Source organism: Cylindrospermum stagnale PCC 7417 (genome assembly GCF_000317535.1).
Taxonomy (GTDB): Bacteria; Cyanobacteriota; Cyanobacteriia; order Cyanobacteriales; family Nostocaceae; genus Cylindrospermum; species Cylindrospermum stagnale.
In genome coordinates this window covers 2,621,291-2,646,795 of sequence record NC_019757.1, presented here as the reverse complement: position 1 = coordinate 2,646,795, position 25,505 = coordinate 2,621,291, and the positions used below count along the sequence as shown (strand labels likewise).

Below are 25,505 nucleotides of genomic sequence, written 5' to 3'. Positions count from 1 at the left end.
TCATATTTTCACAAATAACCAATATTGGTTAAGCCTAAAACGGCAGCAACACCGATAATATGACCAAAGCTCATCGCTGCTAAAAATGTAGCGACACTGGGATTATTGAACAGCGACGGGAAAGGCAAAGGCATTTTCTGACCAACCCGGGGATAGCGAATTGACCAACCGGCAAGCAAAAGTGCTAAGAGACAACTACCAATAATAATCGGGGTTCCGGCCCAGTTCCAAGTAGTACCAGTGTTGGGAACAGTAACTTGGACTGCTAATAATATTGAGGACATGACAATTATTTCCTCTGTATTCCTTCAGTTGATATATCCTTAGAAACGGAATCGCGTCTCTAAAGCTATATACATATTCAGCTTGCTGAACCGGCTAAATCCTCCCTCAAAGGGAAGGTTAATAGATATCTCCGACGTTGGGGTGACTCGATTAAAAATGTAATGGCATAGCTTCACCACACCGCAAAACTACTTTTTATTAACACTCGGTATCAAAATTCCGTGTCTAGGACTAAATAGTAATGACAACAAAAATAATCCTGACACTACTAAAACAATCGCTGGACCAGAAGGCAAATTATAAAAATAGCTGAGATACATACCGCTGATGCTGGAAAATACGCCAATTACCGCGCCTAAAATCATCAATTCATGTAAGCGTTTAACTAATAGATAGGCAGTGGCTCCTGGTGTAATCAAAAGTGATAGTACGAGAATCACACCTACAGCTTTCATGCTGGCAACAATTGTTAAAGCAATTAGTAACATGAGTCCAAAATTTAGCCGATTTACTGGCAACCCGGCGGCTTGAGCACCTAAGGGGTCAAAGGTGTAAAATAAAAGTTCTTTGTAGATTAAAACAACGACTATTAAAACGATAGTGGCAATGATCGCGGTGTCCCGCACTTCGTCAGCGGTGACGCCGAGAATGTTACCGAAAAGGAAGTGATTTAGGTCTATTTTGTTATCTTTTTGAATGACGGTGATTAGGGTAATTCCTAAAGCAAAAAATGCTGAAAAAACTATACCCATTGCTGCGTCTTCTTTAATTGGCGATCGCGTCCTGATCACGGCGATCGCCATTGTACTCAAGACTCCGGCAATAAATGCCCCTACATAGATATTGCTTCCCACCATAAAGGCGATCGCTAATCCGGGTAAAACTGAATGGCTGATAGCATCACCCAGTAAGGCTAGTCGTTGCACCATCAAGTAACTACCAACGACTGCACACAGCAAACCAACTAAAATCGCAATTACGAGGGAACGCTGCATAAAGCCATATTGCAGCGGCTCAATTAGTGCTTGGAGCATAGGTTTTTTATTTATAAAATGTAGGGGGTCTCCCCGCCCTCTATGCTGATAATTGATACTTTACGCAGCATCGGAGAAATACATTACTTTACCGCTATAAGCAAGATTTAAGTTTTCTTCTGTGAGTACTTGTTGTCGTGAACCTGTGGCAATTAATTCACGATTTAGTAAGATTAAATCATCAAAGTGGGTGATTGATTCGCCTAAGTCGTGGTTGACTACTAGGACGATTTTGCCAGCGGTAGTGAGTTCGTGGAAAACTTCAAAAATCACTGCCTGGGTTTTCTGATCAATGCCTACCAATGGTTCATCAAAACAGAAAATATCTGCTTGCTGGGCTAAGGCACGGGCTAAAAATACCCGTTGTTGTTGTCCTCCAGAAAGTTCGCCAATCGGGCGATCGCCGTAAGCACTCATCCCCACTCTTTCTATGGCATTTTTTGCTACTTGGCGGCTGACGGCTGAGAAACTGCGTAACCAGCCGGTTTTTTTCACCCGTCCCATCATCACCACATCCCAAACTGTCGCGGGATAAGTCCAGTCTATTTGGCTACGCTGTGGCACATAGGCAACTTTGTCTAGTTGCTGCATCAAGGGCTGATTTTGGTATAAAACTGAGCCACTGCTCAGGGGAACTAACCCCAATATGCCTTTCATTAACGTACTTTTACCCGCACCATTAGGTCCGAAAATACCCGTCAGTCGCCCCGGTTTAACAATACAGTTAACGTCCCTCAAGGCTTCTTGCGTACGGTAGTGTACTCCTAAATGAGCGATGTTAATTGCTGCTGGGGAATTCATGTCAATAGATTTAATAACTTGTGCAGGTATCTCTCCAGCTTGTCGCTGAGATTGGCTAATTTTCTGGTAAAAAGAGACGTTTTGCATAACTGCGCTTAAATATTCATTTCTTGAGCTTACTATAAAAATGAGAGAAATATGAAAAAATCTATAATTAGAAGTAATACCTGAAATCAATGAAATTAATACTACAGATAGAGGCTAAGGCAGACGGGATCAGGAAAACAACGGTTTCTCGGCTTTGGCTGGGGATGCTTTTACCTTTGGCTTTATTCAGTTGTACTCAGTTAAACCCTAACCCCAACTCTGCCAAAGGAGATGGTAAGCCGCGAGTTGTGGCAACGAGCACGATTCTTGCTGATTTGACACAAGAGATTGCCGGCGACGAAATTCAGCTTACCGGAATTCTCAAACCGGGTGCAGATCCTCACGTTTACGAACCAGTACCAGCAGACAGCCGGGTTTTGGAAGAAGCGGATTTGATTGTGTATAACGGCTATAACCTAGAACCAGGGCTGATTAAGTTAATGAATGCTGCTGGTTCTAAAGCGCGGAAGTTAGCAGCGGGGGAAGCTGTCAAGCCTTTGCGGTTAGAGAAGGGTAAAGGAGAAGTTGTGCCTGATCCTCACGTTTGGGGAAATGCCGAAAATGCGATCGCCATGGTGGAGGCAATTCGCGATGCTTTGATTGAGTTATCACCAGCAGACAAAGAGAAATTTACTCAGAAGGCGTCAGAACTGACTAACGAATTACAGCAGCTACATATCTGGATTAATCAACAAATTCAAACTATTCCCCCAGATAAACGCAAACTGATCACCACCCACGATGCATTTCAATATTATGGACAAGCTTACGGAATGGCGATCGCCGGAACTTTAATTGGCATCAGCACCGAAGAACAACCCAGCGCCCAAACAGTACAGCGATTAGTAGAGTCAGTTAAAAAGATAGGCGTACCCGCAATTTTTGCCGAAACCACAATTAATCCAGCTTTAATTAAAACCGTTGCTCAAGAAGCAGGCGTGACATTAGCCCCACATCAACTTTATTCTGATTCTATTGGTGCAAAAGGCAGTGATGGAGAGACTTACATCAAAATGATGGAGGCAAATACTCGCAGCATTGTAGAAGCATTAGGGGGAAAATCTACACCATTCAAACCAAAGAAATAAATCAAATTATCAAAGTGATCAGAGCAGGTACAAAAAGTTAGTTATTTCTTGAGTCATTGGTTATATATCTTTTGATAATCAACTCTGATATCTATTCTCAAACTCTCTCTGGGGAAAGAACTCATTCCGCCTATATTTTTATAAATTTAGATGAGCGAGAGTACAGTTCTTAATTCCCAAAAAAAGCCATGAATAAGGATTATCTAGATCAAGAAATTAATCAACCAGTAAGTGAAGATTGGCATTCTAGAGAAGAACCAACAGTAAAAGAAAGAAATTTAACAGCCAATCCGGGAGATGTAATTTCCCAAAAACCGCAATCAATTGAAGAGAAAGCCAAACAAGTTGCTGTAGACGTACCCGACATTACAGGCGACTGGATTAAAGTTCCGACTTACTTTGTGGTGGAATATCCCGATGGCACAAAAAAGGCACTCCACCATGTGAAAGACGCTGAAGCAATTTCTGATGTGATTCGCCAAGCACGAATGGATGAAAATGGCAATCGTATTTGGTGGTAGCTACTATTATGAGGAAATTAATCCCCCCTTGGCTAGGGATGTTGGGGGGATATTCTTTGCCTCTCGTTGACTAACCAAAAAATATCGCATCCTGTCTCTAAGTTGGTTTAAAATAAACTGGTGAACAAAAATGGTAAATTTCATAAATACCGAAGAATTGACACGTTGGAGTACACCAGAAATTAAAAATCACATTTTAGCCCTAGTGAAAGATCGTCAGGTAGAATCACTAAAAGCTAAAGTAGATTTTTATAAAAATCAATTAGCCGGATATTTTTCAGAATTGAGCAAACGCAACCCGTTTCCCAAAATTAGCGAACAACTGTCAATTGTCATGGGAGTATGGACACCAATCTGGTCTACCATACCGTTTCAGGACATTTTACCAGGTAGGATATATGACCAGTCTTACCAAATCTTTCATGGCAATGGTTACTATGCCAATATTGCCCGCTATGCACCAGGACAAGAGTCTGCTTTTTGGCGAAAATTCGCCTCGATACTGCCAGCTTATGACTTAATAGTTTTGCAAAAGTATGGAATTCAAAATGAGCAATGGTATATCCAAAATGTTGGCATATTCCAAGCATTCAAAAACAGAGAAGAACCGCTGACAATCGATTATGCGGATGAGTGGTTTACATCAATAGTCTCATCTAAATTCCAGGATAATTCGCCAAAAATAGAGTTACAGCAAGAAATTAACTTAGACAAGATGGATAGAGGTACTGTCAAGAAATTTGAGAAAGCCTATCTAGCTACCCCAACTTTAGAACATCTATATATAGATCATGATTTTCGGCTAGTTAAGAGTCAGCGAGAAGCCACACAGCGTCCGAGTTATACAATTGCTGAACGCATCCGTTAAACATCGCTATGCACTCAACACAACGACAAGTTACTAGCACTAACAGCTACCACTATCTGCTTTTCTTACCCAATCAGGACACAGCAAAAGAACAGCTTTTGCCGACAATCTTATTTTTACACGGTGCCGGTGAGCGCGGCTCTAACTTAGAAGATGTGAAAAGGCACGGCGTTGCTAAAATTGTTGAAGAACAGCCGAATTTCCCTTTTATTGTCATCTCCCCCCAATGTCCACCAGGTCAGAACTGGTCAGTAGAACTTCTGAGCAACCTTCTGGATGAAGCTATATCAGCTTACCCGATTGATCCACATCGGGTTTACTTGACCGGCTTAAGCATGGGTGGTTACGGAACATGGCATTGGGCAGCAGCAGAACCCCACAGATTTGCCGCCATAGCGCCCGTCTGCGGCGGTGGCAACCCAATCAGAGCACGTAAATTGAAAAATCTGCCCGTGTGGGTATTTCATGGGGCTAGAGATAATGTAGTGCCTTTGAGAGAGTCGGAACTTATGGTTTCAGCGCTGAAAACCTACGGCGGAAATGTAAAGTTAACAGTTTACCCAGAAGCCGAACACGACTCTTGGACACAGACATATAATAATCCACAATTATATGAGTGGTTTTTGCAGCATCGCCGGCAGAAGACTTTAGTTTGAGCTAAATTAATGCAAGAAGCGCTTGCACTAATTACTCATCTGGATAAACTTTGTCTCTAAATTAAAATTACAGCAATTTTCAGGTAAATAAACTTGCGGGGTAGGGGCACAGCATTGCTGTGCCCCTACGAGAGGTGTTGTTCAAATAAACGGAAACTACTGTTTTGATGGCTTACTCTATTTCATTTTCCTTATTTGCTGCTTCTTCATCTATTTCCCCTTGATAAAATGGATACGCTACTGGTTCTTCTGTTGCACCACTACCCGATACGCTGCTGTGAGAAATTTCAGTATAAACTACCGAAATTCCCTGATTATGTTGGGGAAGACGAATAAAGAAGTCCTCATTTGTTGGGTTATACCCTATCTCTATTACCTGTATATTCTCAGCGTCTGCTACTTTTATTGCCCCTGGGTCTAATCTTGCTGTAGTGACAACAATTCCGAGGTCTGCCCCTACATCTTTAATAATATAAGCAAATGCAGCTATAATATTTTGTTTGATGTTTGTTTTGTGATGCTTGCATTCAATGATTAAAAGCCGATTATTCATATCACGCCCATAAGCATCAACATTCCAACCTGTTCCAGATTTATTACCGGGTAGGCGTTCTTCTGGTTTAATGTAAATACCAGATAAGAGGATGTTTTAAAAGTCTTTGGTGATGTATCAAAAATATTGAGATCCCCCTAAATCCCCCTTGGAAAGGGGGACTTTGACTCCAATTCCCCCCTTTTTAAGGGGGGCTAGGGGGGATCTCGATACGACTTGATATTTTACAAACATCCTCTAAATTAAATTTATCCTCTAAATATTTCCTAACTGTTTCATCATTAAGAATATTCCTGGTATAGTTTTCATATGGTTTCCCATCATTTTTCTTTTCTTTAACAACATTTTTCTTTTTAGGCATAAATTCCTTCAATCAAAACTAAAAAAAATGTAGCAATCTTACAAGCAAAAGGCGTATCTGATATATTTGACAATTTTACCAACTAAATAAAGCTGATTCTTCAACATTATCGAATGTACTTAATACCATAACTTAAATAAATTAATGCAGCAAGCTGCTGCACAAAATACAAATCAGTGTCAGCTTCAGCAAATCCTTTAGTTAATGAAGTTATATAGCAGGGCTATTTCATTTGGGAAAACTTATTTTTCTTCTCTTCGTGTCCTATCTCTTCGAGACGCTGCGCGAACGTGCCTTCGTGGTTGATTAAAATTTAAATCTACAAATCACACAGATAGCCTGCAAATTAGATCAAAATAGATATGTAGCCTGTTGCCTACTCCACCTTGAATCAACCTAACTCAGTGCGTAATCAGCAAGAAACTCATTTAAACCGCGCTCGTGCTAGTCTCAGACAAGCGCTGTCTTGGTATGGATATCTTCGTAAGTCAGGACAGTTAACATCAAACCCAGAATTGGCAGGTTTGGTAAAACCAGAAATAGAGGCTTTAAACGCCACACTCAACAAGCTAGATTCTAATGTGATTAGAATTGCTGTCTTTGGTTTGGTGAGTCGGGGGAAGTCAGCGGTATTAAATGCCTTGCTGGGTGAAAAGATTTTGCAAACTGGGCCTCTCAACGGTGTGACTCAATGGCCTCGTTCTGTACGCTGGCAACCAGGGGGTAAGGTGCTGGTAGAATTAATTGATACACCTGGATTAGATGAAATTGAGGGCGATGCACGGGCGCAAATGGCGCGAGAAGTGGCACAGCAAGCTGATTTAATCTTGTTTGTCGTATCTGGAGATATCACGCGTACAGAGTATCAAGGATTGCTGGAATTGCGACAGGCACAAAAACCCCTGATTTTGGTGTTTAACAAGATTGACTTATACCCAGATACAGACCGGACAAAGATTTACAATAATCTACAGCAGTTGGGTGCAGGGAATCCCCAAGCCAAGCCTTTATTACCTGATGAAATTGTGATGGTGGCTGCGGAACCTGCACCAATGGAGGTGCGCGTTGAGTGGCCTGATGGACGTGTTAGTTATGAATGGGAAACTCCACCACCTCAGGTAGATGAACTGAAGCAGACAATTTTGAATATATTGAATCGTGAGGGGCGATCGCTACTTGCCTTAAACGCACTCATCCAAGCACGGGATGCAGAAGCGGCGATCGCTCAAAAAACCATCGATTTACGCGAACAAGAAGCAGAAGACACCATTTGGCAATTTACCAAATATAAAGCTTTAGCAGTCGGCTTAAATCCCATCGCCTTCTTAGACATCCTCGGTGGAACTGTCGCAGATTTGGCTTTAATTCGCTCTCTGGCTAGGTTGTACGGTTTACCCATGACTAGCTATGAAGCCAGCAAAATTCTCAAAACGATTTTATTCAGTTCCGGTGGCTTGCTACTGGGAGAATTAGGCAGTAGTCTGCTGCTAGGTTTAGGCAAGAGTACAGCCGCTATTGCCAGCGGTGACAACCCTACCAATATTACCGCCTTTGCCGGAAGTGCGATCGCTCAAGCAGGTATCGCCGGTTATGGCGCTTACTCTGTAGGTAAAGCCGCCCAAGTCTATCTAGAAAAAGGCTGTACTTGGGGGCAATTGGGCGCTAGCACCGTCATTCAAGAAATTCTTTCGGAAGTTGATCAAAACACAATTCTGTATCGCTTGCGCCAAGAATTGGGGGTCAAGTTCGGAGAGTTGTAAAATGTAACTCACCCCAGCCCTACTGATAAGTAAAAATTAATTTGTAGTTGTAGCTACAATATCTTTTTAAGAAATTCTGTTTAATTAAATGTGATCAGTGAATCATAGATTTGCATAACCTTCCAGCCCGGAATTCAACAGTTATTGCAACGGGTGTAGCCTAATTACCTTTAAAAATTGCAAATGACAAGAGGGCTTTCACCACTCATTCTCGCTAAAAGAATGACGGTGTTTACACCAGATTCTTATGTGGAGCTTATCTAAACTAGAAATGTGAGTTTACTGATGTTAACAGCCGCTCACAATCAATTTTTATCCCAGTAAACAAAGGTAAAAAAAACATGACCACAACCTTAAACGTGACTCCAACTCTTGAAGAAACAATTGTCGAAGCGATCGCAGAAGCCCGTGAAACCTGCGATATTAATGGCATTAATTCCGCTGGTTGTGCTGTAGCCTGGGACATCGTTGAAGAATTGCAAGCTGAAAAAGCAGATCAACAGCGAGCAAAACAACAACAAACCTCCTTAGAAAACTATTGCGACAACCATCCAGATTCCGTAGAGTGCCTAATCTACGACGTTTAACCATCTCCTAAATCCACCACCGCTGATTTAGTCATCATGCTCAATAGCCTCTAAAATCAGCGGTAAATCCCTAAACAATATCTACATATAGCAATTTTATTTCACTCAGATCCCTCAGATCCCCGACTTCTTTGAGAAGTCGGGGATCTTGTTCTTCACGAATTATTTAATATTTATCTATATTAGTCCGCGCAGGACGTTCGGCGAAGCTCAGTCGAGCCGCGGACTTTGTTCTGGTAGCCACGATTTTAATCGTTCGGCTTTGTATTGAATGCATTCGTTATTTTTTACATAAAAAATAATTAACTACGTAAAATAAATAAATTAAGTCAGAAAAATCAATAATTATCTCTTACTAGCAAAATCGAGAAATTATCTGTGTGCATCTATGGTGATCAATATCCTTAGAATATCATGAATTGTGCATTAAACTAAGTTAAGACAGGCGAAAAATTTTAAATTTATTACTCATAACTTTCTAAAGTTCTATCTTCCGCCGGATGAGGTTTTCAAACTTTGGGGGGATGCATTAGGTACCTAAATTCCTGGATTCTGAGAAATACATAGAGTTGGGTATTGCCAAAAATACAGCGAAATCCTTAATTCCCAAATTTAAATATAGATAGAGGCAGGAAATACAATGATTCAAAGTATGGAATTCTTACTGGAACGTTACAACCCACTTTTGTGGGTGGCACAGATTCCAGTAGGATCATCGACCGTCACACCAGCGCAGGCCTCGGTTCTCACTTCTGGGCCGCGCTTTTTTGTCGCTTTAATCTCTGGTGTGATTCTCGCCTTTGCTTTCCAATTAGTTTTAACAAACCTCTCCATTGCTGCTGGTATTTCCTATCTGGGACATTCATCTGAATCTGATTCAGGTAGTGGGGAAGTCGGCAGCTTCGGCGGCACAATTCGCAAAATTGGCACAGCCCTAGGAGTTTGGACATTAGTAACGGTGACAATTGCCTTATTAATCGCCTGTTTTTTGGCTGTGAAATTGAGCTTGTTGATTTTAGACCCCAGACTGGGAGCAATTCTCGGTTTAGTGATTTGGGGTGCATATTTTTTGCTTTTAGTTTGGGTGAGTTCTACCACTGTGGGTTCTTTAATTGGCTCAGTGGTCAACACCGCAACTTCTGGCTTTCAGGCGATTTTGGGGACGGCTACCGCTGCAATGGGGGCAAAAGCTGTAAATCAGCAAGTGGTAGCGACAGCAGAAGCAGCAGCCTCTGCGATGCGTCGGGAAATCGGTAACGCTATCGACCCGATGAGCATCCGGGAGAATATTGAAGATTACATAGAGAAGCTACGTCCCCCAGAAATAGATGTCTCTAGAATGCGGGCTGAGTTTGAAAAAATCCTTAATGAACCGCAATTTAAGGAAATTGCCAGTCATCCAGACCTCCGCAACATCGACCGTCAGCGGTTTATTGAGCTAGTTAGCGATGGCGCGGGAGCGCCCGCCGGAGGCGATCGCACTAACCTCTCGAAAAAAGAGGTTAACCGCATTGCAGACACCTTGTTCAAGGTTTGGCAACAGACGGTAAGTCAGCAACGTCCCACCCCCAACCATGTAGGTGAGTTGGTGGAATATCTTAAGTCACTCCCCCCAGGACAAGCTAAGACAGATGAACTCAACGCCAAACTGGATCGGCTAATTGCCGAAACCCAGGGTTCAAAGGAAGCAGAACCAAAACCTGCTGGTTTCGTACAACAAGCAATATCAGCACTCACCGGCGTTGTCTTGGGAAGAGCGGATTTGTCAGATTTGGATGTGGAAAAAATTTGGCGATCGCTTTCTTCTGCTAGAGAAAAAGTCGCTACCCAAGCCAACAAGCTAGGATTACCCGCAGCAGCACAACCCTACAGCCCAATTCACGCTGATGTGGAAAACTACCTGCTCAACACCTACGCTTGGCAACTAAGCCAGGAAAGAATTGCCCAGGAATTCCGCGATGTGATCTATGATCCCGCCGCTGATCCGGGAATTGTCCGCAGGGAAGTAGAGAAACTGTCCCGCAACGATTTTGTCAACATTCTCCAACAACGGGGACTGCTGACTCAAGCCCAAATTCAGCGAGTTGCTGATCAACTGGAAGCTGTGCGCCAAAACGTGTTGGTGACTGTCACCGCTGCTGAAGAAAGAGAAATAGTCCAAGACTTGCAACGACGAGTTGAAACTTATCTACTTGTTTCCAGCAAAGCAGATTTAACGCCAGAAGCAATTGAGCAGAATTTCAAACCGCTGTTGGCAGATCCAGAAGCAGATTATGAAACTTTGTCCCGGCGAATGGCCCTAGTTGAACGTCAGGAGTTGCGGGAGATATTGCGAGAACGCAATGATATTGAAGCTTCAGAAATCGACCCGATTTTAGACGAATTGGAAGCACAGCGCGATCGCGTTTTGGTCGAATCTCTGGGACTGCTAGAACAGGCACAACATCAAGCCGAAACCCTGTGGTTGAATATCGAGTCATATCTGCGTAATACCAGGAAAGAAGAATTAAACCCTGATGCCATCCGCGCCGATCTCAAAAGACTGCTGTCAGATCCCCAAGCGGGAATTGCGGCAATTCGCTGGCGATTATCTCGCTTTGACCGGGATACCTTGGTGAAGTTGTTGAGTCAGCGCCAAGACTTAACCCCAGAACAAGCTAATCAAATTATTGATGTGGTTGAAGAGTCTTGGCATAACATCCGCCATGCACCGCAAATAGTCGCAGATAAAGCTAAGGAGCAATATGACTCTGTGTCTACGACGATTGCCGATTACCTCCGGAAAACTGGTAAAGAAGAACTCAACCCAGAAGGGATTCAGCGGGATTTCACTAAACTGTTTGAAAATCCTAAAGAAGGGGCGGTGGCACTGCGTCAGCGCTTGTCACATATAGACCGGGATACCTTAGTGAAGTTGCTGAGTCAGCGGCAAGACTTGAGTGAACAGCAAGTCAATCAGATCATTGATGGTGTGCAAACTTCGATTCGCAACATTGTGCGATCGCCCCGTCGTCTAGCTACCCGCACACAGCAAAAAGTGCAAAATTTCCAAACTTATCTGCAAGAGTATTTGCGGCGGACTGGCAAGGAAGAATTGAACCCAGAAAGTATCAAGCGCGATATGCAACTGTTGTTGCATGATCCACGGGTGGGAATCGAAAGTTTTAGCGATCGCCTCGCCCATTTTGACCGTGAGACAATTATTGCCCTGCTGAAAATTCGGGAAGATATTTCTGATGTAGAAGCGGCCAGGATTGCAGATAACGTTGTATCAGTGCGCGATCAATTTGTCGAACAGGTGCGGGGTATGCAACGGCGGATTCAAGATACAATTGAGGATGTTTTTGCCCGTGTCCGCAACTATCTCAACTCCTTAGATCGCCCAGAACTTAACTACGACAGTATCAAGCGCGATATTCGCACGTTGTTGGAAGATCCCCATGCGGGATTTGATGCCTTGCGCGATCGCCTATCCCATTTTGACCGTGATACCTTAGTCGCCGTTTTGAGTTCCCGTGAGGATATCTCTGAAGAAGACGCCAACCGAATTATTGACCAAATTGAACGCGCCCGGAATACGGTGTTGCAACGAGCCGAACGCATACAACAGGAAACGCAACGCCGCCTAGAAGAAGTGAAGCACCAAGCCCAGCGCCAAGCTGAGGAAACGAGAAAAGCAGCAGCAACGGCCGCTTGGTGGTTGTTCGCCACAGCAACCGTTTCAGCTATTTTCTCAGCCTTAGGCGGTGCGATCGCAGTTTTAGTTGTGTAGTTTAACAAGTTGTCTCTGCTAAATTTTCAGCCTCCCACTTGGGTGGCTTTTTTTTTGGATTGTGGAATTAATAAAAACTTATGATATCGGTTAACCTCTGTGCTTATTTATGATTAGTATAATATTGTGTTAACAGTAGTATTTAATAAAGTCCATGAACCCACTGATCATCGAAAAACTAAATAAACTCGAAGAACAAAAACAGATTAAGATATTTTATGCTTGTGAGTCTGGTTCGCGTGCATGGGGATTTCCTTCACTAGACAGCGATTATGATATACGTTTTATCTATACACATCCAACTGATTGGTATCTGACTTTGAAAGAAAAAGAAGATACCATTGAAATACCAATAAATAATGAACTTGACATCGGCGGATGGGAACTTAAAAAAGCACTTAAGCTGATGTGGAAATCTAACGCACCCTTGCTAGAATGGATACAATCACCAATTGTATATAAAAAAGAAGACACCTTCCTAAAAGAAATGCAGCAATTGGGAGAACAATGCTTTTCAGCTATTGCTGTAATGTACCATTATCTAAATATGGCGAAAAAATATGTTGAGATCTGCTCATCAGGTGAACAGGTGAAACTCAAACATTACTTTTATGCTTTAAGAGCGACAATTGCTGGAGAATGGATAAAACAAAAGCAAACCATGCCACCTGTTGAATTTACAAATATGCTCACTCTTATTGATAAAAGCTTAGAGAACAGAATAAATGACTTAGTCGAATTGAAATCAAGGACAGATGAATCATATTTGCATTTTCGAGAACCGCTGATTGATGCTTTTCTTATTGATACAATTCAAGAAAATGAACGGATAGCAAAAGAATTAAATCTGGCAAATATAGATTTGAATCAACTGGATAATTTTTTCAGAAAATGGATAAAATGATCTTAGATAGTTAACTTACGCCATCCTCTTTTTTCTATTGTTCTGACATTCTCTACATCTTTCAAAACCAGCAAATATTTAGCAAGAAATTTAAGTTCTTTATCTGAAGATTCGCCCTTATATTCTTTGATATAGATTGCATTGCCATAGCTGTTTACTACTTTACTTGGGGTGTCATCAACTATCAAAACTTGTTTCAGATCAAAGCCTTTTTTACTGACTTTTTTAAGTTGCTTAGTGTAGTGATAATAGCTGTTTACATCTAAGTTATAATTGTAAAACTCATCTAGTTGAAGTAAAATTTTTGGCGTACAACGGTTTCTACTCCAGACAAATTTTAGATTTATGGATGCTGGAAATATCTGTTTCACAATTTCTTGTACGTAATCTTCTGCTGCTGATGACCAAACAGCTAAGTCAAATCTTTGACCACATTCTTCGATAAATTCATCTAAAAATGGTCTTTTATAAACAAAATAATCAAAAACTATAAAATCAGGTTCTTCTTCTAACTTTTGCTCTGTGGCGTGAATAAGTGTTTCGTCTAAGTCTAAAATTAACAGCATATTTTTTTAGTAAAAATCAATATTTACGTATGTTGGGAAGATATCCCAACATTAAACATCACTAAATGAACCCTCTTATCCTCCAGTTCTCAGAGGCGGACTCTACGGGAAGCTACGCGAACTTTCATGTAAACGCGACTTCCATTCTTCAGGGCGAATTTAACGTTTTTGCGCCAATTTCATCACACCTGCACCAATAAATAAACCCGCAATTTGTCCCCAATAGCCAAAGCTAGATTGATTCACCCCACCAGAAATATTTAAACCGCCAATACCATAAAACCACTGTTGTACAAACCACCAAAATAGATAGTAAAAAGCAGGTAATTCAATCGGGATATACACGATAATTAACGGTAAAATAGTATCTATTTTGGCTTGGGGAAACTTGAAGACATAAGCTCCTAAAATAGCTGCAATCGCCCCATTTGCTCCAATCAATGGCACTGTCAAACTTGGTTCCGCCAGAATTTGCACCACCTCTGTTAGCAACCCAGCAGCCAAGTAAAGTCCTAAATAGCGTCTAGTACCTAGAATATTTTCTACAGTCTTGCCGAAAACCCACAAAAATATTAGATTACCCAAGATTTGACTAAAACTACTGTGGAGAAATATCGCCAAAATCAGGGAAAATGAACGCCAAAATACAACTATCCAAGCCGCTGGGTTGAAAAACACTGCATTTGTGATTGCCTGATTGATCTGCGCCGGAATAACACCCCAACTGTTGATAAAATTGCCTAATTCACCGCTCAGTTCTAGTTTTAGCTCCCATAGGAATATGACCAGGTTAATACCAATCAGCCAATAATTTATCATCGGCTTGCTTCGACTGCGAATATTATCACTGATAGGAATCATCTAAATTAGCCATTATTCGTTAGTTAATTCCCCCATCTCCCCAGTATCCGGTTAGCCTGTGGCAAGATTGGAATCAGGTAATATTGTACTCAACTAGGCAAACCAGATGCTGGGAAACACACTTGTTGGAAGATACCAAATTATTAGCCACTTGGGAGGTGGTGGATTTGGTGAAACTTTTATCGCTTATGATACTCAATTGCCTGGAACACCTGAATGTGTCGTCAAGAAGCTGAAACCTCAGTCAACCGATCCAGTAACTTTGGAGACGGCTAGGCGTTTATTTGATACGGAAGCGCAAGTACTGTATAAGTTAGGTACTCACGATCGCATTCCCCAACTTTTAGCTTACTTTGAAGAAAACGCAGAATTCTATCTTGTACAGGAATTTATCCCAGGTGATGACCTGAGTAAAGAAATAACACCAGGAACAACCCTAAGTCAAGATCAGGTTATTTCCCTGCTGCGAGAAATTTTGCAAATATTAGAATTTGTCCATCAACAAAAGGTAATTCACCGTGATGTCAATCCGCGAAATATCCTCAGACGCCAGCAAGATGGCAAGTTAATATTAATAGATTTTGGTGCAGTTAAACAAATCACTACTCAGGTGATTATTCCCGGAGGTAAAACTAAATCTACTGTGGCTATTGGTACTCCTGGTTATATTCCTGGTGAGCAAGCCCAGGGGACACCAAAATTTAGCAGCGATCTCTATGCTTTGGGGATAATAGCTATTCAATCTCTCACAGGATTAAACCCTGAACAAATAGAAAAGGATGCCGAAACTAATGAAATTATCTGGCGGAATTCTGCCGCAGTATCACCAGAATTTGCCCAATTTATCGACAAAATGGTGTGTTATGATTTCCGCCAACGTTACCCTTCGGCAAAGTTGGCATTACAAGCGCTGCAAGAGTTAGCACCGCTCACCTCTGGTACAATAGCTTTAGCCCCCGCTGCTCTACCCAATAACATCAAAACTCGACCACTTAATAAAAAAGGCATATTTCTGAAGTTTTTATTAGCGATGTTTCTAGTTGGTGTTAGTGGCACAGCATCAGTATTTATTGTTAAGGAGATTAATAATAATAATGCCACAGAATTATATAAACAAGGTAACACATTTTTAGAATTGCAACGTTATCAAGATGCGCTGGCAGTTTATGAAAAAGCAGTTAATCTCAAACCAAATTATGTTCAAGGATGGAATGGACAAGGCAAAGCACTATTTGAATTAAAAAAATATCCAGAAGCACTGGCAGCTTATGATAAAGCAATACAAATCCAGCCGGATTATTTAGAAGCTTGGAGTGGTAGAGGCTTTAGTTTGGCAAATTTACAACGATATTCAGAAGCGATCGCCTCTTTTGACAGAGCAATACAACTGAAAAATGACTACCCAGAAGTATGGAATGCTAAAGGTGATGCTTTCAGAAATTTAAATCAATACGACAATGCTATTAAATCTTATGAGAAAGCAATTGAATTTCAACCAGAATATTATGAAGCTTGGTATAAAAAAGGATTAGCATTACATAATTTAAAACAGTATGATGAAGCTGTTATTGCCTTTAATAAGGTAGTGGAACTAAAACCAGATTACAACTCAGCCTGGTATAGTTTGGGAAATGCATTAGTCAATTTAAACCGCTACCAAGATGCATTTATAGCTTATGACAAAGCGGTGCAATATAAGCCAAGTTATAATATAGCTTGGTTTTCAAGAGGTAATATGCTCATTAACTTGCGGCGCTATCCAGAAGCAATTGAGTCTTTTAATCAAGTAATTAAATACAATCCCAGCAATTATCAAGCCTGGTATAGTCGAGGCTGGTCGCTACATCAAATCCAACGCTATCAAGAAGCGATAGAATCTTATAATAAAGCACTCGCCTTGAAACGAAATGATTATCTAGTATGGTATGCACTGGGAAACTCACAATATAGTTTGCAGAAATATGAAGATGCGATCGCATCCTATAACAAGGCCGTGCGCTACAAGGCTGACCATTACGAGAGTTGGTATAGTCGGGGTAACGCTTTTTTGAACTTGCGGCGGTATCAAGAGGCGATCGCATCTTATGAGCAAGCGATTAAATACAAGCCTAATTACCAACAAGCGATAGACGCCCGCAATCAAGCACAAGTTCAACTGGAAGCCACAACATCAAAGCCTGTGGTCGTACCAACTATAACAAGTCCTGGGTTGACACCTTAAACAAATCAAATAAATTAAGCCTCAGATTTTTAGCTAGCAAGTTACTAATAAAACCAATTTGAGCAATGATGGCGATAATTGGATTTCAGAAAAACTTATTCACTAGATTTTTCACAATTCCAAATGGTATAACTAGCGAATATTTACCTCTTCCAGGTAATTCTCTATTGGCAAAGTTTGATTTCTATTAGCTGAGTTGCTGCGAACAAATGAATCTTGTTTTGGTGGAGACGGAACCATTTTCAATATAGCTATATTTTGAGCTTCAGTACGTAGACGCTGCTTTTGAGTATACTCATTCAATTTGATTTGAGCTTGAGCATAAACTGAAGTGTTTTTGGAAATTTTATGGATAAATTTTATCGCATCGTCAAAGTTACCAACAGATGCTTTTTGGTAGGCTTTATGTAAAAAATATTCTGCTCTTATTTGCCGTTTTTGAGTGTACTCAACCAACTTTCGTTTAACTATAGCACCAGCCGCACTTTCTTGAGGAATTTGACGCAGATATTCTAAAGCAACAGAAAATTCTCTATTCTCTGCTTTTTCGTAAGCTTTAGCTAATAAGTCTTGCGTCTGTGCTTCGATATTAGCCTGTGCTTGCTCAACTAGTTTGCTGATTTTAAATTGCCAATATGCAATACTCGGCACTTTTGGCACAGCATGTAGTACATCTGACCATCTACCCTCATTCAAGGCTTGTTCTGTGACTAAATAGTGTTCTGTAGCAATTTGCCATTGCTGCTGCCATGCTTCAATTGTGGCTTGAGCTTCTGGATAAACATTGCTGTGGGAGGGAATTGATTTAGCCAGTCCGATCGCTTTTTGCAAATCCCCTGCTTGATATTCTTTTGTTGCTTTATATAAAGTTTCTGTCTCTGATGGAACCGAAGAATTATTAACTAAAGAATAGGTTCCTAATCCCATCAACAAAGAATTCACTGTTAGTCCAACTTTAATGCCTGTTAATAGTGGAGATGAGGAGCTAAATACAGATTGCTGGTGAGAAATATTATCCTCAACCTCTGACTTTTGGGTGACTTGAAACTGTGATTCTGTGATTTGTTGTGGCTGAGTTTGCCGAAATATTTGTTCGAGTACGCGCAGTATATCACTCGCAGATTGAAAGCGCTCTAGGAAATTGTAGCGGATCATTCGGTTAAGAACAGCAGCTAAATAATTATTAACTGGGGTGTTTTCAGAACGCCAGAAAATTTCATTGGTGTGAGAATCTATGTTTAATTGTAGAGGAGCTATTCCTGTTAAAGCCTGGATGGCAATCATCCCCAAAGCATAAAGGTCACTATTGGGCTTTGTTTGACCAATAAATTGCTCTGGTGGTATATACCCCAATGAGGTAACCGGAATTAGACAAATGGGTAATTCGGCGTCAATGCTAAAGTCAATTGGCTGAATTGAGCCAAAGTCAATCAGAACTAACTTGCCGTCAGAGGCACGTCTAATGATATTTTCTGGTTTGACATCGCAATGAATAAAGCCTTGAGAGTGAACAAATTCTAAGATACCTAAAACATCTTTGAGGAATTCTACAACTTCGCTTTCACTCCACAAATCTCCCCATTGTTGATTGCTCGGCAGTTCTGTTGTCAAGGAATGTCCTACAATATACTCTTGTATTAAATAAAATCGCTCATTCTCTTCAAAGCAAGTAATAAGTCTGGGAATTTGGTGATGGCATCCCAGATGCTTCAGGGTTTCGGTTTCTGTGAGAAAGCGTAACCTGAGGTAGTCTAAGTAGCTAGATTGGCGACTGTTTACCTTCAGCTGTTTAACAACGCATTTGGGGTTTTCTGGGCAATCGATATCTGCGGCAATATATGTTTGTCCGAATACGCCTGCACCTAGACCTTGGACAATTTGATAACGTGATTGTAGTATTTTACCGATCATGTGGTAGCTCATGAGCTGGTTACTTAGAGATTCATATATATCTTTTCTGACATTGCTACCAGTTTCCGGAATCCTAAAGAAGAAATTTAAGTAAAGAATCTTCGTAAAAGTATCAGTTAGAAGTTATGGAGTTAGAGGTAATTAAAAAGTGTCTAATTACCTAGATTCTTTGCTGTGATCTTCTCTGTCTTCAAAGTTGTCTGTTAAAGGCTTGACCACTTTGGCGATCGCTTCTTGAACAAACACCTTGATAAACTCGTCCTTGCGGTTGATTTGAAATTGTTGCTGCACTACCTCGGTCATGCCGCCATCACCCCAATCTTGGTCATGACGGAAATACTCAATAAAACTCTTACCGGCAATTCGAGTTAAATATGCTGCTGTCACCCCTTGAATGGCTCGACCAATAATAAATGTCGCCACATTGAGTTGCAAAGCGGTAGAAAGTAATTGAATTGCTCCCTTGACAATGCCTAAACCGGCGATGGTTTTGCCTAAAGAAAGGGCTAACTCTCGCCCCCGTTCCATGTTCAATTCGCAGCCGTAAACTCTACCAATTTCCACGACCATTTGAGCATTAACGGCGGCTGTTGCGAGTAAATCTACGACTGGTAGAGGGGTGACTGATACTACACCAGCACCAATCCACTGAAACCGCTCGACGATTTTATCAGCTTGACGGCGACGCTGGGAATCAATGAGTTTTCGTGCTTCTTCTCCTAATCGCAGAGATTGTAAGAGAATGTTATCTGCGACTAAATCTTCACCTTCAGCGCGTAAAACTGCCGCCATTCGCCGCAATAAGGGGATAATATCTGGTTCTGGCTCGAAGGTTTCGCCAGTTTCTAATTGTGCCGGTTGGGGATTAGCGGCGATCGCTACTACATCATTAGGAGCAATAAATCCTAACACCCGTTGACGCAACCGAGCGAGGATGGATTCTTGATCAGCTTCTGTATATAAGTCAGTTTTGTTGAGCACGAGAAGCGATCGCTTGCCAATTTCCGCCAAACCCCGTAACGGCTCATATTCTGAGCGCCGTAAGTCATTATCCACAACAAACAACAGTAAATCTGCTTCCGTCGCCAATGCCCTGGCTAACTGTTCCCGTTCGGTGCCGGCGACACCCGCTTCTAAAATCCCTGGTGTATCTGTAATTAAAATTTTCCGTTCTAATCCCTTCAACCGTAGACAATAGGTTTCTCCTACCTGGGTTGTTCCCATTGGGGCATCCACCTGACCCACCATCCTTCCCATAATCGCATTTACTAAGGAGGTTTTGCCAGCGCTTCCCGTGCCAAACACCACTACTTGAATTTCTCCCCGTGCTAAGTTAGCCTCAATTTCTCGCGTACGACTGAGTAAAGCTTGACGTGTGACTTCATCTTGAATTTGCGCCACCTGTTGTTTCACCGCTTGGAGAGTGGTAGAAGCTGCATCAGATTTAGCGGCGGGAATTTGGGCGGGTGTCACTCGTTTGCTTCCACGGCGCGATCGCTGCTCACCCGCTTGAAGCACCAAGACATAATAGATAAAAGCTGCAACTAAGCCACCGACGAGGACAATCAGCAACAACAGCAGCAGATTGCCAAGCAGGGGAGAATAAGACAACTGCCAGTAAAGTCGTGAGAGGGAATCAATCAGCCACAGGGTTAGCCCCAAAATGACGATTAAACCAACAATCAACGTAACTATGCGCGAGAGAGGCATGAATCGCAAAGTTTAGTAGGTATGAAGTACGCATATGCTTCTCATCTTAATGGCTTCAGCGTTTTTATCCAGAGTAGAAAGAAGCAACTTTTGATCAACTGAGGCAGAATTTCTCCGTAAATTTCCCTCCAGCACTGGCTGCGGAGTTCGTTTTTCCCTTTGGCGTTAGATCAAGATCCAGATCTGGCGTACAGCACTGTCAATCACTCCCTCCTAAAATTCTAGTTTTTCAAGTTGATTTTTTCCTAGTCAGCAGCAAGTGGCAGCTTGTGCAAGAATTTGATTGAAATCAGAACCAAGGCAGAAATCAATTTATGGGACTTTTTGATCAAATTCTCGGTGCCGTCTCTAGCTCTAATCAACAAGGCGGTTTAGGTCAAATCGGCAATCTTCTCAACACTGTAGAGCAGCTGAAAAATACTACTGGTGCAGACTCCGCCACTATCCAAACGATTTTAACAGTCGTGGGTGGTCAAGTGCGATCGTCTTTGCAAGACAAGCAAGCTACAGATGGAGATGGTGCAGCACAAAATTTTGTTAATCAATTTGCTGGTACATCTCCCGACACCCAAGCCGTTAATTCGCTCTTTTCTCCAGCCATCCAACAACAGGTAGCTGAGATTGCAGCCCAGCGCACTGGCTTAGATGCTGAGATGATTCAACAATTACTACCTTCGATAGTGCCCGTGGTGCTAAATTTCTTGCAAGCTGGTGGAAATCCAGCAATAAGTTCTTTCCTTGATGGTGATGGTGATGGTGATGTTGATATCGCTGACGCTATCAAGTTAGCTAGTCGGTTTTTAGGACGCTAACACACTAACTTAATTTAGGACTTATACCAATTTTATGTGAGGCTGCATAGAATCATGAAATCCATTAATTCATCCGTTTCGCTCGGCGTTTAGAGGATGTCTGATTCGGATCAAAATTGATCGAGATCCCCCCAACCCACGCCACTTGCTTTAAGCCGGGAAACCCTAGTCGAGCAGTGGCTCCCCGAACGGGGGGCAAAAACTTCTCAAAGTCCCCCAAGTCCAGGGGAGCCAGCGAGCAGAACAGGAACGTCAACGAGCAGAACAAGAACATCAAAATTATCAAGACTTATTAGCGAAATTGCAAGCCAAAGGCATTGATATCAATAATCTCTAAAATTTAGGGGATCTTGTTCCTGACGTTTCCCTAATTTGTCCCTTGATTTGAGTCAGGTGTTTCCACCAAAACTAGATTCTTAGGGAATACCAAAAATAAATTATCCAGTAATCATAGACTTGTAGGCACACAGCAATGCTGTGTCCCTAGCTATTGGATATTTTTTTTAATTGGAAGTCCCTTAAAATTTATTGGTATGGGGACATCTGGTTTACAGTTCTTAACAAAGAAAATGCTTGACATATATTTTAAGCTATGCCAGTCTATATTTAAGACAGCCAAATAACAGCACTCTAAAGCAAGACTCGACAAGTGCAAAAATTGATTGTTGTCTAAGACAACGTAGAATCCCTTGCTTACTGCCAGGTATCGCGTTATTCTCTCGGCTGAACATTCAGCCTGATGTTGCGTCAAATCATTGACTAGACTATCAGCGGGAAAACTAGATATTTGGGTGAATGTTCAGGGGAAGGAATAACGCGCTACTTAGCAGTAAGCCGGGGATTATACGTTCTTAGACTAGAAATCAATTAGATTTGCCAAAAGAGAGCCTAACGAGAAGGGAAATACTTTTTGAGTATAAACCCCTTTCTTAAAGCTAGGCTGCTGCTAGATGTGTGATTTGTTGAAACTGTCCGGTTTCCTTAACCCAATTTCTGGACATACTCAAATGACAAGCCATCATTTACCCTCAAACGGACAAAAAAGCCTCAAGAAATATTCTATTGGCATTTTTTGCGATATTCAGAACGTTTCCTCAATTACCAAATTTGCTAGTTTATTGCTGGAATTTGCAGAACATAAAGGGACTGTAGCTTGCAAAAATATTTACTACAATTCACAGCATAAAGACCAAGTTGCTGCCAAAACTAAGCTAAAAGTTGTAGGCTTTAACTGTATTGATGTTCCTGACAGTTCAAAGAATAGTGCAGATGCTAGACTTACTTTTGATTGCTGTAAATTGTTTGCACCAAAACCTTCGCCTATTCCTAATATAATTATCCTAGTATTGGGAGACTGGGACTTTGCCGGATTGATATCTATGCTCAACTCTATGGGTAAAAAGGTGATAATCTTTGCTCAACGAGGTAGCGAAAGTTCAAGGTTGATTAATTTGGTTGGTGATGATAATTTCCACTTTTTAGATGATTTACCGCTATTAGTTGGGAAAAAGACTCAACCTCAAACCACTAACAACGAGCTTCAAATTAGTTACAATGAAGCTGAAGGATATCTAATTGAGACTGTCAAAAACGCAGTAAGCCAAGGTAAACCCACAAACTACGGCTATATTAGTAAATCAATGCGTCAACTTTACCCCAAATATCAGGGTGTTGCTTCTATCTTTACACCTGATGGGAAGAAATTTAAAAGCTTTGGTAAGTTTGTTGAAGCTGCTGTCGGTTCTTCAGGTAGAATCCAAAGGCAAAATCAGGAATTGCGTTTAATAAAGTAACATAAACTAGCTGCCTGAATTTGCTTTTAAAATCCAGTTATATTAATTAACTGGGATTTAACAAAACTACCGCACCTTGCGGTTTTTTGATTTTTGATGATAATAGTTAATTTCCGCTACAAGACAAAAGATAAAAATGCACAAACTTCTCACATTCACAAATGAAAAACTCCTCCGCCAAGCACTTACCCATCGTTCTTATGTCAACGAACACCCAGGAGAAGGCGAACATAACGAACGCCTAGAATTTCTTGGTGATGCTGTACTAAATTTCTTAAGCGGTGAATATCTCTATAAACGTCACCCAGAAAAAGGAGAAGATGAATTAACTCGTCGCCGTTCTGCATTAGTAGATGAAAAGCAATTAGCAAAGTTTGCTCTTGAGGTGGGTTTAGACTTTCGGATGCGTTTAGGACAAGGTGCAATTCGAGATGGAGGATATCAAAATCCTAATTTACTCAGCAGCACCTTTGAAGCAGTCCTCGGTGCTTACTATTTAGATAATAATTCCAATATTGAAGCAGTTCGCGCAATTATAGAACCGCTATTTGATTCTGTATCAGAAAAAATTGTTGTGTCTCGTTCTAATGTAGACTCAAAAAACCGCTTTCAAGAATGGGTGCAACGTAATGTTACCCCAAATCCCCCAATATATGAAACAGAACAAATAGGTGGACCTTCTCACGCGCCAGAATTCGTAGCTAAAGTTTTGGTGGATGGAAAAGAATACGGTGAAGGTAAAGGACGCAATAAAAAAGAAGCTGAAAAAGCCGCTGCTGAAGATGCGTTAGCTAAATTGAAAAAGAAAGCTTTGTTGTAGAGATGATGTTGCATCTCACGCAAAGGTGTAAAGTTCTTCTTCGTGTCTTTGCGCCTTTGCGCGAAATCAACCTTCATTTATTTCCAATTGCAAAGGCAAAATCACGGTGAAAGTAGAACCAACCCCCACCTGAGACACCAGTTTAACTTCTCCTTGCAAGAGTTTTACCAATCGCGAAACTATTGCTAAACCCAAGCCAGTGCTGTCAGGAAGGTAGGATTTAGCGCGATAGTAGGGTTCAAAAATCCGCTCTTGGTCTTCTGGAGCAATACCAATGCCGGTGTCGGAAACTGCGATCGCGCATTTGTCATTATCTAGCACCTGAAATACTATATTAATAGTCCCCGACTCTGTATAGCGAATCGCATTACTCACAAGATTTGTCACAACTTGTTGTAATTGAAAAGAATCTGTGATAAACGGTTTGGGAGGTTGGACAGAATCCACCACAATTTGTAAACTTTTCCCAGCAGCTAAAGGCTCCAACATTTGATAGACATTATTTATTAATTCACATACATCTGTGGGTGCTAGTTCGAGTTTGATCTTCCCTGTATCAAACCGTGATATTTCTAGTAAATCATTGATCAGACGGAGTAAGTGTCTACCATTGCGTAGTACACGCTCAATATGTTCTACATTGGCATAGGTTTCTTTTCCCTCAATTTTTTTACGTTGTTCCCGTAAAAACAAATCTGAGTAACCAATAATTGAAGATAGAGGATGTTTCAAATCGTGGGCTAGGTGGGAAAGATGCTCTCGATTAGCGTTAATTAAGCGAGTTAGTTCCTCATTGTGCAGCGTCAGTGAGGAATGCAGATGCTCTAATTCTCTTAAACGTTCTTTAACATAACTATTAAAACACCTAGCGATCGCTTCATCGATCACAACATTAATCAATCTAAAAGCACGAATGATCTCAGTTGGTGTTCCCTGCAATAAATCCGCTTCTATTGCATCAAATATTACTATTCGCAACTGATGATATTCCCTAGCAATTTCTTCTGGATCAAAGCCTTGTATAGCTCGAATAGCCCCATGTTGCCAACTGGCAGTTACTATCGACTGAATATCATTACCCTGAGTTTTTGAAAGTACTGTTACCATCGCTTCCAACACATTGGGAATGTGATCTTTAATCGCGCCGTAGGATAGGTCATCAGCGCTTTCAATTCGCCGATCTTTGCGAACTGCTACCACCCATTTATCTAGAATAGTATCAATTTTTTCAGCCAGTAGTTGACTAAAATCCATTATCTTACATTTGCTGAGTAGTGTCTGAATCAGATTGTATGTGCAATTAGTTTAGTAAGTAGGATTTTACTTCCAAAACTATATAGACATTTCACCGAACGAAATAGAACGAAATAGATTGTATCTATAGATCAGCCTGCTGAATTGACTAGCCACGAATTAAATATTTTTATAGCATACAGATTATATAGTTAAAAATCATACTCAGCAAAATTTCATTTCATGCTTGCTGGCTCTCTCTCTATAGTATATGTATCTGTACCATGACAAGAGATTCAGT

22 protein-coding genes are annotated in these 25,505 nt (G+C 41.2%); 12 read left to right on the top strand and 10 right to left on the bottom strand.

Annotation, left to right across the window (positions count from 1 at the left end; all coding sequences use genetic code 11):
* Positions 1-8: 8 nt before the first annotated feature.
* The 3 genes from psaK to CYLST_RS10700 all read right to left on the bottom strand — a co-directional run bounded on the left by psaK (position 9) and on the right by CYLST_RS10700 (position 2,207).
* On the bottom strand, positions 9-284 hold the full coding sequence (gene psaK / locus CYLST_RS10710; protein ID WP_015207741.1) for a photosystem I reaction center subunit PsaK: 276 nt from the start codon (positions 282-284) through the stop codon (positions 9-11).
* A gap of 189 nt (positions 285-473) precedes the next feature.
* On the bottom strand, positions 474-1,319 hold the full coding sequence (locus tag CYLST_RS10705; protein WP_015207740.1) for a metal ABC transporter permease: 846 nt from the start codon (positions 1,317-1,319) through the stop codon (positions 474-476).
* 60 nt (positions 1,320-1,379) lie between these two features.
* Positions 1,380-2,207, bottom strand: a complete 828-nt coding sequence (locus CYLST_RS10700) for a metal ABC transporter ATP-binding protein (RefSeq protein WP_015207739.1) — start codon at positions 2,205-2,207, stop codon at positions 1,380-1,382.
* A gap of 89 nt (positions 2,208-2,296) precedes the next feature.
* On the opposite strand from CYLST_RS10700, the gene CYLST_RS10695 reads away from it, so the two are divergent.
* The 4 genes from CYLST_RS10695 to CYLST_RS10680 all read left to right on the top strand — a co-directional run bounded on the left by CYLST_RS10695 (position 2,297) and on the right by CYLST_RS10680 (position 5,340).
* A complete protein-coding gene (locus CYLST_RS10695; RefSeq protein ID WP_015207738.1) occupies positions 2,297-3,295 on the top strand; it encodes a metal ABC transporter substrate-binding protein in 999 nt (332 codons plus the stop codon).
* Positions 3,296-3,483: 188 nt separating this feature from the next.
* The gene (locus tag CYLST_RS10690) at positions 3,484-3,816 is read left to right on the top strand and encodes a hypothetical protein (protein ID WP_015207737.1); all 333 of its coding nucleotides are present in this window, start codon (positions 3,484-3,486) and stop codon (positions 3,814-3,816) included.
* A gap of 130 nt (positions 3,817-3,946) precedes the next feature.
* Positions 3,947-4,684, top strand: coding sequence for a hypothetical protein (locus CYLST_RS10685; RefSeq protein WP_015207736.1), 738 nt, complete (start codon positions 3,947-3,949; stop codon positions 4,682-4,684).
* 8 nt (positions 4,685-4,692) lie between these two features.
* A complete protein-coding gene (locus CYLST_RS10680) occupies positions 4,693-5,340 on the top strand; it encodes a carboxylesterase family protein (RefSeq protein ID WP_015207735.1) in 648 nt (215 codons plus the stop codon).
* A 172-nt stretch (positions 5,341-5,512) separates the two neighbouring features.
* Here CYLST_RS10680 and CYLST_RS10675 read toward each other — a convergent pair whose 3' ends face one another.
* Together CYLST_RS10675 and CYLST_RS34385 are read right to left on the bottom strand one after the other, a co-directional pair.
* Positions 5,513-5,965 carry a restriction endonuclease gene (locus tag CYLST_RS10675; protein ID WP_281172823.1) on the bottom strand — a complete coding sequence of 151 codons (453 nt, stop codon included), beginning with the start codon at positions 5,963-5,965 and terminating at the stop codon, positions 5,513-5,515.
* Positions 5,966-6,077: 112 nt separating this feature from the next.
* Positions 6,078-6,254: a hypothetical protein gene (locus CYLST_RS34385; protein ID WP_015207734.1), complete on the bottom strand. Its 177-nt coding sequence runs from the start codon at positions 6,252-6,254 to the stop codon at positions 6,078-6,080.
* A gap of 404 nt (positions 6,255-6,658) precedes the next feature.
* Between CYLST_RS34385 and CYLST_RS10670 the strand changes: the two genes are divergently transcribed.
* The 4 genes from CYLST_RS10670 (at position 6,659) to CYLST_RS10655 (ending at position 13,277) form a co-directional block, all read left to right on the top strand.
* Positions 6,659-8,014, top strand: coding sequence for a GTP-binding protein (locus CYLST_RS10670; RefSeq protein WP_015207733.1), 1,356 nt, complete (start codon positions 6,659-6,661; stop codon positions 8,012-8,014).
* Between the two features lie 341 nt (positions 8,015-8,355).
* Positions 8,356-8,601: a Calvin cycle protein CP12 gene (locus CYLST_RS10665; protein ID WP_015207732.1), complete on the top strand. Its 246-nt coding sequence runs from the start codon at positions 8,356-8,358 to the stop codon at positions 8,599-8,601.
* A 640-nt stretch (positions 8,602-9,241) separates the two neighbouring features.
* Positions 9,242-12,373 (top strand): hypothetical protein, encoded by a 3,132-nt coding sequence (locus tag CYLST_RS10660; protein WP_015207731.1) that lies wholly within the window; start codon positions 9,242-9,244, stop codon positions 12,371-12,373.
* A 154-nt stretch (positions 12,374-12,527) separates the two neighbouring features.
* Positions 12,528-13,277, top strand: a complete 750-nt coding sequence (locus CYLST_RS10655; RefSeq protein ID WP_015207730.1) for a nucleotidyltransferase domain-containing protein — start codon at positions 12,528-12,530, stop codon at positions 13,275-13,277.
* A gap of 2 nt (positions 13,278-13,279) precedes the next feature.
* Here the strand turns inward: CYLST_RS10655 and CYLST_RS10650 are convergent, their stop codons facing one another.
* Positions 13,280-13,843, bottom strand: coding sequence for an NIF family HAD-type phosphatase (locus CYLST_RS10650; protein WP_015207729.1), 564 nt, complete (start codon positions 13,841-13,843; stop codon positions 13,280-13,282).
* 159 nt (positions 13,844-14,002) lie between these two features.
* Positions 14,003-14,704 carry a rhomboid family intramembrane serine protease gene (locus CYLST_RS10645; RefSeq protein WP_015207728.1) on the bottom strand — a complete coding sequence of 234 codons (702 nt, stop codon included), beginning with the start codon at positions 14,702-14,704 and terminating at the stop codon, positions 14,003-14,005.
* A gap of 106 nt (positions 14,705-14,810) precedes the next feature.
* Here CYLST_RS10645 and CYLST_RS10640 point away from each other — a divergent pair, with 106 nt between their 5' ends.
* Positions 14,811-16,925, top strand: coding sequence for a tetratricopeptide repeat protein (locus tag CYLST_RS10640; RefSeq protein WP_015207727.1), 2,115 nt, complete (start codon positions 14,811-14,813; stop codon positions 16,923-16,925).
* Positions 16,926-17,057: 132 nt separating this feature from the next.
* Here the strand turns inward: CYLST_RS10640 and CYLST_RS10635 are convergent, their stop codons facing one another.
* Positions 17,058-18,848: a serine/threonine-protein kinase gene (locus CYLST_RS10635; RefSeq protein WP_041233056.1), complete on the bottom strand. Its 1,791-nt coding sequence runs from the start codon at positions 18,846-18,848 to the stop codon at positions 17,058-17,060.
* 144 nt (positions 18,849-18,992) lie between these two features.
* A complete protein-coding gene (locus tag CYLST_RS10630; RefSeq protein WP_015207725.1) occupies positions 18,993-20,546 on the bottom strand; it encodes a YcjF family protein in 1,554 nt (517 codons plus the stop codon).
* 314 nt (positions 20,547-20,860) lie between these two features.
* On the opposite strand from CYLST_RS10630, the gene CYLST_RS10625 reads away from it, so the two are divergent.
* From CYLST_RS10625 to rnc, 3 genes are all read left to right on the top strand, one after another.
* Complete coding sequence (locus tag CYLST_RS10625) at positions 20,861-21,358, top strand: DUF937 domain-containing protein (protein WP_015207724.1); 498 nt, start codon at positions 20,861-20,863, stop codon at positions 21,356-21,358.
* Between the two features lie 1,007 nt (positions 21,359-22,365).
* Positions 22,366-23,151 carry an NYN domain-containing protein gene (locus tag CYLST_RS10620; RefSeq protein WP_041233573.1) on the top strand — a complete coding sequence of 262 codons (786 nt, stop codon included), beginning with the start codon at positions 22,366-22,368 and terminating at the stop codon, positions 23,149-23,151.
* Positions 23,152-23,287: 136 nt separating this feature from the next.
* Positions 23,288-23,971 (top strand): ribonuclease III, encoded by a 684-nt coding sequence (gene rnc, locus CYLST_RS10615; protein WP_015207722.1) that lies wholly within the window; start codon positions 23,288-23,290, stop codon positions 23,969-23,971.
* Positions 23,972-24,037: 66 nt separating this feature from the next.
* Here rnc and CYLST_RS10610 read toward each other — a convergent pair whose 3' ends face one another.
* Positions 24,038-25,225 carry a sensor histidine kinase gene (locus tag CYLST_RS10610; protein WP_015207721.1) on the bottom strand — a complete coding sequence of 396 codons (1,188 nt, stop codon included), beginning with the start codon at positions 25,223-25,225 and terminating at the stop codon, positions 24,038-24,040.
* Positions 25,226-25,505 lie beyond the last annotated feature (280 nt).

What these genes read in the sequence shown, in the direction of transcription:
- psaK (WP_015207741.1), bottom strand. Translation starts at nt 284, where the DNA reads ATGTCCTCAATATTATTAGCAGTCCAAGTTACTGTTCCCAACACTGGT.
- CYLST_RS10705 (WP_015207740.1), bottom strand. Translation starts at nt 1,319, where the DNA reads ATGCTCCAAGCACTAATTGAGCCGCTGCAATATGGCTTTATGCAGCGT.
- CYLST_RS10700 (WP_015207739.1), bottom strand. Translation starts at nt 2,207, where the DNA reads ATGCAAAACGTCTCTTTTTACCAGAAAATTAGCCAATCTCAGCGACAA.
- CYLST_RS10695 (WP_015207738.1), top strand. Translation starts at nt 2,297, where the DNA reads ATGAAATTAATACTACAGATAGAGGCTAAGGCAGACGGGATCAGGAAA.
- CYLST_RS10690 (WP_015207737.1), top strand. Translation starts at nt 3,484, where the DNA reads ATGAATAAGGATTATCTAGATCAAGAAATTAATCAACCAGTAAGTGAA.
- CYLST_RS10685 (WP_015207736.1), top strand. Translation starts at nt 3,947, where the DNA reads ATGGTAAATTTCATAAATACCGAAGAATTGACACGTTGGAGTACACCA.
- CYLST_RS10680 (WP_015207735.1), top strand. Translation starts at nt 4,693, where the DNA reads ATGCACTCAACACAACGACAAGTTACTAGCACTAACAGCTACCACTAT.
- CYLST_RS34385 (WP_015207734.1), bottom strand. Translation starts at nt 6,254, where the DNA reads ATGCCTAAAAAGAAAAATGTTGTTAAAGAAAAGAAAAATGATGGGAAA.
- CYLST_RS10665 (WP_015207732.1), top strand. Translation starts at nt 8,356, where the DNA reads ATGACCACAACCTTAAACGTGACTCCAACTCTTGAAGAAACAATTGTC.
- CYLST_RS10660 (WP_015207731.1), top strand. Translation starts at nt 9,242, where the DNA reads ATGATTCAAAGTATGGAATTCTTACTGGAACGTTACAACCCACTTTTG.
- CYLST_RS10655 (WP_015207730.1), top strand. Translation starts at nt 12,528, where the DNA reads ATGAACCCACTGATCATCGAAAAACTAAATAAACTCGAAGAACAAAAA.
- CYLST_RS10650 (WP_015207729.1), bottom strand. Translation starts at nt 13,843, where the DNA reads ATGCTGTTAATTTTAGACTTAGACGAAACACTTATTCACGCCACAGAG.
- CYLST_RS10645 (WP_015207728.1), bottom strand. Translation starts at nt 14,704, where the DNA reads ATGATTCCTATCAGTGATAATATTCGCAGTCGAAGCAAGCCGATGATA.
- CYLST_RS10640 (WP_015207727.1), top strand. Translation starts at nt 14,811, where the DNA reads ATGCTGGGAAACACACTTGTTGGAAGATACCAAATTATTAGCCACTTG.
- CYLST_RS10635 (WP_041233056.1), bottom strand. Translation starts at nt 18,848, where the DNA reads ATGAGCTACCACATGATCGGTAAAATACTACAATCACGTTATCAAATT.
- CYLST_RS10630 (WP_015207725.1), bottom strand. Translation starts at nt 20,546, where the DNA reads ATGCCTCTCTCGCGCATAGTTACGTTGATTGTTGGTTTAATCGTCATT.
- CYLST_RS10625 (WP_015207724.1), top strand. Translation starts at nt 20,861, where the DNA reads ATGGGACTTTTTGATCAAATTCTCGGTGCCGTCTCTAGCTCTAATCAA.
- CYLST_RS10620 (WP_041233573.1), top strand. Translation starts at nt 22,366, where the DNA reads ATGACAAGCCATCATTTACCCTCAAACGGACAAAAAAGCCTCAAGAAA.
- rnc (WP_015207722.1), top strand. Translation starts at nt 23,288, where the DNA reads ATGCACAAACTTCTCACATTCACAAATGAAAAACTCCTCCGCCAAGCA.
- CYLST_RS10610 (WP_015207721.1), bottom strand. Translation starts at nt 25,225, where the DNA reads ATGGATTTTAGTCAACTACTGGCTGAAAAAATTGATACTATTCTAGAT.